The sequence below is a fragment of the Stieleria sp. genome, from assembly GCF_041595215.1.
GTDB classification, from domain to species: Bacteria; Planctomycetota; Planctomycetia; order Pirellulales; family Pirellulaceae; genus Stieleria; species Stieleria magnilauensis.
Genome location: NZ_JBFHKV010000112.1, coordinates 1 through 12,621, shown reverse-complemented (window position 1 = coordinate 12,621; position 12,621 = coordinate 1). Strand labels below are relative to the sequence as shown.

The following is a 12,621-nucleotide window of genomic DNA, read 5'->3' as shown; positions in this document are numbered from 1 at the left end:
GGGCGCTGGCTGCGCGGTTTCATCGACAGATGCTCCGTTGCGGCTCAACGTCCGATCGAGTCCCCGGTGGGCAACGCTGTGAAGCATTTTTTAGCGGTAGGGCGCGAGCCCTCCGGTGTTTCGGGAACGATGAGGGACCGGAGGGCTTGCGCCCTGCCGCGAACACCTCGTCAAACGCAGAGAATAAATGGTTCACAGCGTTGCCCGGGGGGACCGCTATGGTTGACGCCTCGCCTCACCCCCCTGGAGCCGCGAATCGTCCTCAACGCGACGGCAGAACTCTCGGCCGCCAGCGGGCTGTTGATCTTCGGCGACTTGGCCGACGACGAAGTCCACTTCCAAACCGTCGGCAGCGGCGACTCCATTCAACTCACCGACGCCTTCGGGACGGTGATTCCGATCGCAGGGCATCACGGCGGGGCGACGGGCAGCGAGACCGATCCGTTGGCGGTTTCTCAGATCACCAACGGTCAGGTGACGATCGATTTGGGCGGCGGTGACGATCTGTTGCAGATCGAGTTGCCCGACGGAATCAACTTGGATGTCGTTGATGCCGGTGGCGCCGACCGAACCGTGCTCGGGTTCCAGCCCATCACGTCTCCATCGCCGCCAACGGAGATCAACATCGTCGGCGAGACGATTGAGTTGACGCCTAGCGGAACATCGATTCAGTTCGCCGACCGGATCGTTTCTCTGACCGGAGGCGTGATCCTCGGTGCAGCGCTGCCGACCGGGTTGACGCAGATCGACCTGGGCGCTGGAGTATTCGAAGTTCAAGGAACGGTGACGCTTGACGGTAGCGTTCGTGTGATCGGCGATTCCGGCGAGGTGCTCTGGCAAGACGCGACCATCAGTGCGTCGTCGGATGACCTGAGTCTGTTCTTTGAGTTTGATCCCGATGCAAATTCGGTGATCCGTCTCGGGCAGATCGATACGTCCGCCGGCGAAACGATCGAAGACGTTCGCGTCGTCAGCGCGACCGAGACTCGATTCACCGGTGATGTCACGATCCGCGACTCCCTATCGGTTGATTCGCGTGATCAAGTCGACTTTCAGGGGGATGTGACGGCGGGGAACGTGGGGATTCGTTCCGGCGAGATCGTGGCTGCGGGGAACATCGCGACCGATTCTGGCTCGCTCGTTTTGATCGCCGGTGACCGCTTGGTGATCGACGGTCGAGTCGATGGGGCGGCGGCTGGCACCGCTGGCAATGTCACCCTGAGTGCTCCGAATTTGTTTTTGACTGATGCGTCGATCACCACCGACGGTGCCAATGTGCTGGTCAGCGGAAACTCGCGGATCTCCGGTCAAGTTGTGCTCGATACTGCGCTGGGGCCAACCGCCACTGGCGGCGATGTGATCTGGATTGGTCCGATCACGTCGGATGACTCGATGCCAGCCGGAACACTGACGGCGGGCGCACTGACCATCGAAGCGCTCGGGGCTTCGGCCGGCGGTCGTGTCGAGATTCAGGGGAACGTCGGCGGGACATCGGCCGACAGCCCGCAAAACTTGGCGGGTTTTGCGATCGCCGCGGAGGATTTGTCCGTGCGTGACGTGTCCGTCGACGGCGGCGACGTGGTTCTGGCCGGCGATCAGATTCGCCTGGCCGGTGCGACGATCCGATCGACTGACAGCTCCTCAAACGCCGGAGGCAACATTCAGCTGTCTGGCGACGTTGTGTTCGAACGCACGATCACCGAATTGAACGCGGCCCAGCAGTTGACACTCGATGGCAATCACCGCACGCTCGGTCCCAACAACAGTGTGATGCTTTTGTCAGGTGATTCCGCCACGATCCGGGGTGAATTCCAAGGCGGTGATCAGCTCTCCGTTGACGCCTCCGGATCCATCGTCGTCGACGCTGATTTAACCGGTTGGAACGGAATCAGCTTGGCCGCCGATGAAGGCATCCAAGTCGCCGGTGACTCATCGAGCACGCGGCAGATCTCGGCAACAGGATCGGTGTTCTTCCAAAATGATGTAACGTTCGCAGCCGACACGGAACTGCAAGCGATGCACGTTCGATTTGATGATGCGATATCGGTCCAACCCAGTCGCATCGTCGAACTCAGTGCGGTGATGATTGATTCCCAAGGCCAGACGGCAATCGAAAAGCAAGGTGATGGCGAACTCGTTTTGCTGGCCGAGAACACATCCAGCACGGATCTGATCATTGTCGGCGGAACGTTGCGGGTCGACGGAAGCATCGATGCGGCCGCGGTCGTGGAAGTTCGTGACGGCGCCGTGCTTGCCGGCAGCGGCGAGATTCGTGGGACCGTGACAGTCGCCGGTGGTACGCTCTCACCCAACGAATTCATCAGCGGATCGCCGACCGGTCAGTTACGATTCGGCGCGTTGAGTCTGAGCGCCGGCGCGACGTTTCAGGTGGATGTGGACGGAGCGACCGTGGGCCAATCATTGGACTCCGTCGCCATCGACGGGCAACCGATTGAAATTGTCGGTGCCCTGTTGCAGTTGGACGTCGCCGTCACCTTGCCCGGCGATACCGAGTTGGTGATCGTCCAAAACGACTCCGACGGACCGGTGACCGGGCGGTTCGTTACGAACGTCGACGAGGACGGCCAGTCGCTCGCGACGCCTCGCGAACTGTTCGACGGAGCCCGTGTGTTGACGCGGTTTGGCCCCGGCGCTGCCGCGGTGCCGGCGTTCATCACCTACTTCGGTGGCGATGGCAATGACGTCGCGATCGTGACCGCCGGTGATCGTCTGCAGCCAGCCGGAAAGGTCACGATCGTTTCGCGAGCCGGCGTTGATTTAGAGATCCGTAGCGGCGATTCGCTGGCCGACGCCCAGGCGGCCGATCCGACCGTGCGTCCGATCGCCGGATTAAACGGACGCATGCTTGTTTTGGATGCGACCGCCGAGCAATCGGAATTGTTGATCGACGTCAACGGTTTTGTGGACGTCGGCGCGAATCCATTGCACTTCGATGTGGATATCGTTTTTGACACTGCGCAGGTGCCCGGCGACGCGTCGGTGACGATCTTTGACAGCGACCGTAGCACGCTCGATTCCCCCGATCAATTTGATTTCGTTTATCACACCGCCGATGAACTCAGCTTGACCGTCCAACATGATCCATCGCTTGCGCCGTCCTATGACATCACCATGCTCGGCGTTCGTCTGGTCGATTTGCAGTTACCGTCGGCGGTGCTGTCCGCACAGCTCACCCGCGCGGCGGATCAACTGGACGTGATCGGTGATTCAGACCCCACGATGACGCAATGGCAACTGTTCAGCGGTGGTCGAAGCGGCGAATTGCATTTCGAAAACCCGACCAACAGTCTTTCCATCGATGGACGTGATGGAAACGATCGGTTGTCGTTTGCCGATTTCGGCCAGGACTTTGATGCGGTGTCGACGGTGGTCGGTGGTCAGGGTGTGGACGAAGTCAATTGGAATGCCGATATCGATGTCGGGATGCTCAATGTCGCCAGCACATTCTTGCTGGACGCCGAGTCGGTGGCGATCGATGGTAATCTGACGTTGATCGGCGGTGACATTCGAATCAATGCCAGCGACGCGCTTGTCGTGCGTTCGACCGTCGATGCCAATACCGGTCAAATCGTCATTGACTCCGCCGCGCCCCAAAGCGATCTGTCGCTTGGGACACTCCGCAGCACCGCTGCCGGCGTCGCGGTGTCGCTGCATGGCGGCGAATTTCTGTTGGGAAACATTTTCACGCCGAATGGCACATTGGTCCTGGGCAGCGACGATGGACTCGGCACCATCGGTTCGGTCGGGCAAGCGATCGGTTCACAGATCGATGCGATTGAAGTGACCGCTTCATCAACCGGGCAGCTGGACCTGGGATCGACAACCAACTCAATCGACAACGTTCAGGTTGCCGCCGACCAGGGCGTGACGGTGCGAGATTCAGCGGACGATCTGCGGTTGTTCGTCTCCGCCGCAGACACGATCGACGTTCAGGTTGCCGGCGATCTGGTGTTGGAATCGGCTGTCACGACGAAGGGTTTGGTCAAGTTGGTCGCTGCCGGAAATCTCGTCGCCGACGCGGGGCAGTCGAGCGTCAACGTGGGCGGCGATGTCGTGCAGATCACGGCGGGAGGCATCTTCCCGGGACAATCCAACACCACTGAAACGATGGCCTCGGTCGGCTCGGTTTCCGTTCCCATCCGGGTCGCGGCGCTGCAATCGTTTTCAGCCAGCACATCGGCGACGGGTGGATCGATCTTTGTGGGCAGTTTTGAAGTGTCCGGGGTGATCGCGTCCACCGGCACGTTGCCGATCGGCTTGGTCGACGCCGGCAACGGTCGGGTTGAGATCGATGCGGTTGCGATCGAGGATGCGGATTTGGATTCGACCGTTGATCTGATCGGACGCGAGATCCGTCTAGGCGCCCGCGCCGGCATCGGAGCTGGTGGTACGATCACCGTGACCGGCGTCGCTGATGTCCAGGCGGTCACGGACCTGGGGGCGATTCGCATGGACGTTCTGGCGGATCGCACCGTCAAATTGTCTCGTGTTCGGACCGGCGGTGGCAACGGCGATGAAATCCTGATCCGGCACAGAGGCGACGATAGGTTGTCGATCATCGACGTCGGCAACGCAAACGGTGATGTCAGGCTCTTGACGGAAACCGCCTCGATGGACGTCCTGTCAGAAGTGTCGCCGACGGCGTTGTCAGCCGGAGGCATCGGCAAGGTCGTGCTGCAAAATCTCGGCGGCCAGTCCGACATCACGGTTCGGGGCGGCGTCGTCAGCGAATCGGGTGACGTCACAATCGCGGCCCGACGAAACTTGGTGTTCACCCCGTCGGGACATTTAACGTCCCTGGGCGGAAGCGTACTTCTGTCCGGCGGCAATGCCCCCGATTTGCCCGCCAGCACGATTGCGCTGCAAGACGGCTCAGTGATCGATGCCGGGTCCGGCACCGTCGTGGTCCAAACGCCGGGCAACGTCTTCGTCTCGTCGATTCGTTCGACCCACAACGGACAAGCGATTTCGATCGAATCACCATTCGGATCGTTGATCGATGCGGGTGACCAGGATGTGGATCTGGTCGCCGAGTCTGGTTTGGTGCACATCGATGTTGCCGGGGGAGTCGGTGACGGGGACGCGATCGAGACGGAAATTGCGGGGTTGGCTGCGTTCGTTCGGCAAACTGGGACGCTCCAGATCCGCGAGGGTTCGGCGATCGAGTTGGTCGACGTGCTGACGGCTGATGGGAAAATTGAGATCGTCGCCGTCGGGGACATCGTGGCCGAGCGAGTCCGTTCGCAAAATGCCGCCGGCCAAGACGCCGGCCAGCACCGCGATGTACGGTTGGTTGCCACCGCGGCCGACAGTGATATCTTGGTCCGATCGATCGTGACCGACTCCGCTGACTCCACCGAGCGGGTGACCGATGTCGAATTGGTGGCCGGGGACGACGTGCTGTCCTTCAACGCAAACTCACTGTTGGTCGCGGACGATCTGCGGGTCGAAAGCGGCAACGCGACCGCTGATGCGACCGAGGCGATTCGGTTGGTGACGAACGTCAATGACTTGGAACTGAGCGTTTTGGGAACCGCGCGGGGTGACGTGCAAATCGATGAAGTCGATACGATCCGATTGGCATCGTCGGATCGGCAAGACGACGGCGAGACGGTCTCGACGGTCAACGGAGAAATCCGAGTCCGCGCGTCAGAGTCGATCCTCGTGTTCGATTCCTTTCGGGTAGACGATCTGAACTCAAGGCGCGGCGATGTCGAACTGCTCGCCGGTGGTGCCAACGGTCGCATTCGACTGCAGGCCGGTCAGTTGATTCAGTTGGACGATTCAGTCCAAATCCAAGCTCGCCAGAGCGTCATCGGGGCCGTCACGATTGACGCCCCGCAGATCGTGTTGGGAGAAGACTTTCAAATCGAAACCGGTGAGGGCGTGGGGGTTGCGCGTCGGTTTGCCACGCGGCCTGACGACGGGCTCAGTGACACCGCCTTTTATGATGCCACCACGATTGCGACAAATCGGCTGGAGCAAGCGGCCGTCAACGATGCGACCGGCGTGTTGACCGTTGACATCGGCAACCCCGGCGAACGCGGATTGACGATCAACATCGATTGGGGCGCCGCGACGCAACGTTTTCAACAGATCGATTCATTGAGCGGAGATGCGCCACCGTTGCAAGTCGAACACTTGTACTTGGAACCTGACATTCTCGATGCCCGCTTCAACGGTCGAACTTCCGCGACCGATCCTTTGGAAGTGCGGTTCTCGGTGCGACATCACGAGTCGATCATGGTGACGGGGACAACGATTCAGCAGGCAGACAGTGTGGTCCACGTCGTTGAGGGAGAGCTGATTTCGTCGACCGACAATCCGCTGACCGAAGATGCTCCGTCCGTACCGATCTTGGAGAACGGCACGGCCCGTTTCATCATTCCATCGTTGTCGATTCCGGTGGCGTTTTTTCCCGTCCGAGACGTGATTCCGGTGATCGAACAAGTTCCCGTGTTCGTCAGCAATGAAACGACGGTCGTCGTTTTGGGTGGTACGATGGAGACGACCGAAGTGGTCGCGTCAACGACGACCGCCCGAGAAGAATTCTTTCAGATCCGCGTGCTTTCGCCTGATCCCGAAGGCGACGATTTGGTGCCGCCGACACGCCTGCCGGATGACATCATCAGCGGCGACCAACTGAAGAAGCTGTTCCAATCCTTGCCCGATGGACGCTACCAGATTCAATACGTGCTCGGCGACGGTAACGTGCGTTCGATCCTGAGCGTGGACTTGCGTAACGGAAAACCCGTTCTGCCGGGTGACGCACCCGATGGAGGCGCCTTGCGGTTGGTCCCTGTCGTTCCGGGTGCGGGACTGGACATTCAAAATGCTGATGATCTGGACGCTGATGACTCCGACGCTGATGATCAAACCGACGCGGTCGAGGAACTCGATCGATCTTCGCATTGGGTTCCGCCCATGCGATTGGACCGCACCCCCGAGGTTCGCGAGCCGGACGCGTGGGAGGCTCCTCGACTCAGCCGGTTCTCGGTGGCGGGGCGTTTTCGAGCACGTGTCGATGGGCTCAGCGCCGCTGACGATCGGGAGGCAAGCGAGCGATGAATGCCGATGACCGCGACGACAAGCGAGACGATTCGCTGAACGATCTCGACCAGGGTGGCGCGTCGTCTGACGAGACCAAGGGCGACGCGATCGAAGAAACCTTGCAATTTGAGGGACCGTCGGAACAGACGACAACCGATCTTCCGCCGACCAAGGCCGAGGCCACGCGTGTTTTTGCCGGCGGCTCGGCGGCAAATCAGACCGCCAGCGATCTGAATGAAGAGACTGCGGAGGCCGAACCGGCATCGGTGATGCACAGCCGAGATATCTCCCAGACGATCAATCCACGTGAATTAAGTAAGGAAGATGCGGCGTTCTGGGGATCCGCCGCGATCGGTGCCAGCAAACAGAACAAGGAGGAACTGTCGAAGCTTCGCCCCGCGGTAGAACGGTCCATCACCGAATCGAAGCTGCACATTCGCGAGCGTGATCTGGCCATCCCGACGCGTGACCCCGATTCACCGTCGGACTTTCGTTTGATTCGATTGCTCGGTCGCGGCGGCATGGGCAATGTCTACGTGGCTCGTCAAGCATCGCTGGATCGCATGATTGCGGTCAAAGTGATCAAGCCGCTGCCCAAGGCCAAACGTCAATCGCTCCACCAATCCGGACGCTTGAAAGACGTCGAACACGAGCGGCGTCAGCAATTCTTGTCCGAGGCGGTCGTCACCGGTGATCTGGATCACCCCAATATCGTTCCCATTCACGACATCGCCGTGGCGGCCGACAACACGCTGTTCTACGCCATGAAACGTGTCGTCGGTCAGCCCTGGCTGAAGACGATCAAAGAAAAATCACGCGATGAAAACCTGGAAATCTTGCTGAAGGTCTGTGACGCGATCGCGTTCGCGCACACGCGTGGCGTGATCCACCGCGACATCAAACCCGAAAACATCATGCTCGGGGATTTTGGCGAAGTCTTGGTGATGGACTGGGGACTGGCGATCGCCAAACCCGAATTCGAAAAACGCGATTCGATCACCTTCACCGCCGGCCTGGGCGGCACACCAGCCTTCATGGCACCGGAGATGGCGCTCGGTCCGGTCGAGGCGATCGGTCCGCACAGCGACATCTATCTGCTCGGTGCGACGCTGTTTTACATCATCTCCGGCGTTCCACCGCACCGGGCCGACAATGTCAGCCAGTGCATTCGCAAGGTCGCTCAGAACGAGATTCAAGACACACCGCTGCAGCAGGGCGGCGAATTGTTGCAGATCGCGTTGCAGGCGATGGCGACCGACCCCAAGGAACGCTTCGAAAGTGTGCAGGCCTTCCAACAAGCGATCCGGTCCTACCGATCCCACTCCGAAAGCATCGCGATCTCGACGGCCGCCCAGCAGGAATATCAGCGCGCCCAAGAAACGTTGCGCTACGAGTCCTTTTCACGTGCCGGTCACGGATTTGAACAGGCCCTCGCGCTTTGGGATGGCAATCAAGCCGCCGCGGAAGGTTTGGATCGATGCCGGATCGATCACGCAGCGGCCGCCTACGAAAACGGCGACTTCGACCTGGGATTGTCGTTGCTTAATCCCAGTGATTCCAATCACCTGCCACTGATCGAAAAACTGAACGCTGGGCTGCACCAGCGCGAACATCGTTTGGTTCGGTTGCGACTGCTCCGTCGCCTTGTCGCTGCCAGTTTGCTGTTCATTCTGGTCGGCGGAAGTATCGCACTGTACGTGATCAACGACAAACGTCGGGAAGCCGATGAACAGCGCGGGATCGCCGACACCCAGCGGCAGGCGGCCGAGGAGCAAACTCGGATCGCCAACGAGCAGCGGGATCGCGCCGAGACGTCGGAAAAGTTGGCAGCCAATCGACTGATCCAGGTTCAGCGGGAAAAGGAAAACGTTGAAATTCAGAAGGGAATCGCCGAAGAGAATGAGCAGGATGCAAAAGACGCCCGTCGCTTGGCCGAGAGCAACGAACGGAAAGCGAAAGCACAGGAGCTGATCGCAAACCAAAACGCCGATGATGCACTGCGACAAAAGTTGAAGGCCGAGCAGAGTGAAAAAGCCGCGCTCGCCGCGCTCCAGCGGGCACGGTACGAGTCGTATCTCTCCCAGATCGGTTTGGCAAAAGCCCGTGTCGACGGCAATGAGTTCGACGACGCTCGATTGATCCTGGCTGCGATTCGCGCCGCCCGCCCCGGACAGCCGCCGGCCTGGGAATGGCGGTACCTGTGGCACCTGGCCAACCAATCGCGATCGGCGTTCCGATTCGATTCCGGTGTCATCGATCTTGCCACCATGGCGGACGGTCTGTCCGGCGTCGTCGTCTGCAGCGATGGGACGGTGCATCGTTCGTGGTTTGATGAGCCGGCGGGGCCGACTTGGACCCGCGATGATCTCGCGGCGACGTGCGTGGACATCGCCATGGATGGCCGCTGGTGTGCGATCGGAACCCAGCGGGGGGCTGTCTTGATCGTCGACCCGATGACTGGCCAGACCGTGCACACGTTGGACGGACATTCAGCGACCGTCAATGATCTGCAGTTCTTGGCCGACGGACGGTTGTTGTCCGCCTCCTCTGATCGTACCGTCGCGCTGTGGGATCCTGTCAAGGAGCAACGTGTCGCTCGCGGATGGCACATCGCACCGGTTGTCTCGTTGGCGTCCCGTCCAGCCGACTCCGATGCTCCGCCGATCATCATCGCTGCGGTCAGCGACGGGAAATCGGGACGAGTCGTCGCGTGGCATCTCAAGTCCGATCAGTTCGCGAGGATCGGTGAGTTTTCCGACCACCCGTTTCCGGCGATTGCGTTGGCGCTTTCCAGCGATGGACGACTGGCCGCATCCGGAGACACTCGCGGCAACGTGTTCCTGTGGCGTCCCCAGCAATTGCGGCCGACGGATTTCGACGCCGCGCTGGAGCAGGCGATCGATTCAATCAGCGACACACCCGAGTCGCCCGACCCGCCAGCGCCCGAGCAGGCAGCCTCGGAACAGCCTGCCCCCACACGCTCCAACCCAGAGGCCACCGTCGCGAGTTGGAAAGCGCACCCCGACGCGATTGGCGTGATGCGATTCGATGATCTCGACCAAACACTGTTGACCGGTTCGGATGACTACACGATTGCCGCATGGAAGGTCTCTGATCAATCGCTGCAGTACACCCTCCGTGGCCATGGTGGTTGGGTGCGCGCGTTGGCAATCCGAGAAAAAGCAGTTGCGCCGGGCGACGCTGCCGTCATGTCGGGATCGGCCGATGGAACCGTCCGGGTTTGGGATCGTTCGGCACCCGACTCGCCTCGGCCCGACGGGGACGACCCGACCGACGAAAATCGATTGCCTGCGAGTCAGACAAACGAGACACAACTGCACGGGACGCAACTACACGGCGCACAACTGCACGGTGACGAAATCCTGGCCGCCCGGCTCGATCGTTCCGGAGCACGATTGATTTCCGCCAGCCGCGACCACACCGCTCGGATCCTGGGGCTCGATCGAAGCCGGATGATGTTTCGCGAGATCGCGCGGATCAACACCAAAGAAGGTGCGCCAGGTGAATTGAACGAAGGGACCGAGTTCTTGGCGATGTCGGCGCAGCTGGATGCATCGGGAGCACGATTGTTCGTCGGCAGCGCGGATGCGACGATCCGCATCTGGGATGTCGACTCGGGAACCCAACTCGGCGTGTTGCCGGGGACGGGGCTCAACAACGCCTTCGCCCTTTCCCAAGACGGACGCCGGTTGTTGTCCGGTTCCAGCCGACCGGACGCCAAGGCCTTGTTGTGGGATGTCGATCGGCGCACCGGGACTCCCAGAATCGTGCACCGCTTTACCGCCGGCGATCAAGCTGTGACCGCGTTTGCGTTGTCCAGTGATGGGGCGTTCGCGGCAACGGGCGATCGCGGGGGGCGGTGCCTGCTATGGAACGCGGCGACCGGGCAACCCATCGGGCCGCCGATCGATCTGTTGCGAGGGTACCGCATCAATGAGCTGGCGATTTCCCCGGACAACCGATCGCTCTGGGTGGCCAGCGACAACGGGCAATTGACGGAGATTGATTGCGCATCACGTCAGCCGCGTCGCCGGCTGGATCATGACGGATTCGTGACCGGCGTCTCGTTGTCACACCGCGGCGATCAGGCGATCACGCTTTCGGCGCAAACGACAAACAATCGTTTCGTCACGACCGCGACGTGGTGGGATCTGGCATCACAAAACAGCCGTCGACTCGATCGGGTGGAGGCGCCGCTCGAATCCGACGGTCAGGCGGCTGGTGACAATGCGCGACTGACGTCGGCGCGATTCGGAAATCGAGGAAACCATGTCGTCCTCTGTCGTCAGACCAAACAGGGACGCGGCGGTCGGGTGGTGTTGATCGATCTGGCCAGCCGACAAAGCAAGGCCTTCGATTTACCGGCCACGATCGGAGCGCCGGAGACGGGGTTGTTGTCGGGCACCGACCAGTTGATCACGCTCAATGGGGAAGCCGCCTTTCGTTGGTCGATCAACGCGATGGCTCACGTGAAAAGTTATCGTCCCCACGCCTCGGTGATCGACGCGTGTTTCTCTCCCGATGGTAAGATTGCCGCGACGGCCAGTCGAAGCGTGCGTCTGTGGCAGACCGATTCCGGAGCGGCGATCGACAAGCTTGAAAACCCCCACGCCGGTGCGATGACGGGGCTGGATATTTCAAGCCACGTGGACGAACACGGTTATCGAATCGCAACCTGCGGCGCCGGCGCGGCAGCACGCCTTTGGATTTGGAAGGATCGCCAATCGGGTTTCCGCTTGGAACGCGAGTTCGCAATCGAAGGAACCGAAATCAAACATCTGCGGTTTTCGCCCGATGGCGGGCGGTTGCTGCTGGCTGGTTCCGATGGTTCGATCGAACGACACCTCATTGACGGTTCCGCGGCGACATTCCGCTGGAAACTGCCCCACGGTCTCGCGCCGACCTGTATCGCGTTCTCGACCGACGGTCGTTACGTGGCGGTCGGCGCGTCGGATAAAACGGCGTGGTTGATTGATTCGAACGCAGACGCCGACGTCAAGCCGCGGGTGATGCGTGGACACGCCGATCGGATCGAATCGATTGCGGTGTTGAACGATGATTCCGGCCAGGTGCGCGTGCTCACGGCGTCGCGCGACAAGTCTGCGCGGGTGTGGGATCCGCGGTTGGAAGTTCTGGAGGACGACTTGTCGGCCGATTCCGACTTGATCTTCGGTCGCGAAGTACTGGCCCTGCGCCGCCACACCCAGGGCGTCACGGCGATTGATTGCGACGCCGACGGAAGTCTCATCATGACCGCCGCCAGAGACGGAAAAGTGCTGCTCTGGCCGGCACCTCAACCTGCCACGCTCGGTCCCGTCGCGCCTTAGTCTTTCCTCAGAAGCTTCAATTCGGACGAAGCACTCAGCCGTTTTGCCGGGCTTACTGCCAAAAAGAACACCCACCGATGGCAGCGCGAACCCACGGATGACACGGTGAAAAAAATCCGTGGGTTCGCGCTGCTATCCGTGGGCTCAGTGGTGATCCCTTTTTCGTTCGATAAACGTAACCCTAAATCCAAATCTGGACGGT

The 12,621-nt window shown here is 60.7% G+C and carries 3 protein-coding genes; 2 read left to right on the top strand and 1 reads right to left on the bottom strand.

Translation table 11 applies throughout. The features are described 5' to 3' along the window. Positions 1–222 precede the first annotated feature (222 nt). Entirely contained in the window at positions 223–7,089 is a 6,867-nt protein-coding gene (locus ABX749_RS06760; RefSeq protein ID WP_372895299.1) for a beta strand repeat-containing protein, read from the top strand. Then, a complete protein-coding gene (locus tag ABX749_RS06755; RefSeq protein WP_372895298.1) occupies positions 7,086–12,419 on the top strand; it encodes a protein kinase in 5,334 nt (1,777 codons plus the stop codon). Before ABX749_RS06760 ends, ABX749_RS06755 begins: the two co-directional genes overlap by 4 nt. Here the strand turns inward: ABX749_RS06755 and ABX749_RS06750 are convergent. Beyond that, positions 12,416–12,621, bottom strand: a 206-nt coding sequence (locus ABX749_RS06750; protein ID WP_372895297.1) for a hypothetical protein, incomplete at its 5' end; no start/stop codon positions are given. The two genes, ABX749_RS06755 and ABX749_RS06750, sit on opposite strands and share 4 nt — an antisense overlap.

Excerpts from the sequence above, each read along its gene's own strand:
- ABX749_RS06755 (WP_372895298.1), top strand. The coding sequence starts at position 7,086 with ATGAATGCCGATGACCGCGACGACAAGCGAGACGATTCGCTGAACGAT.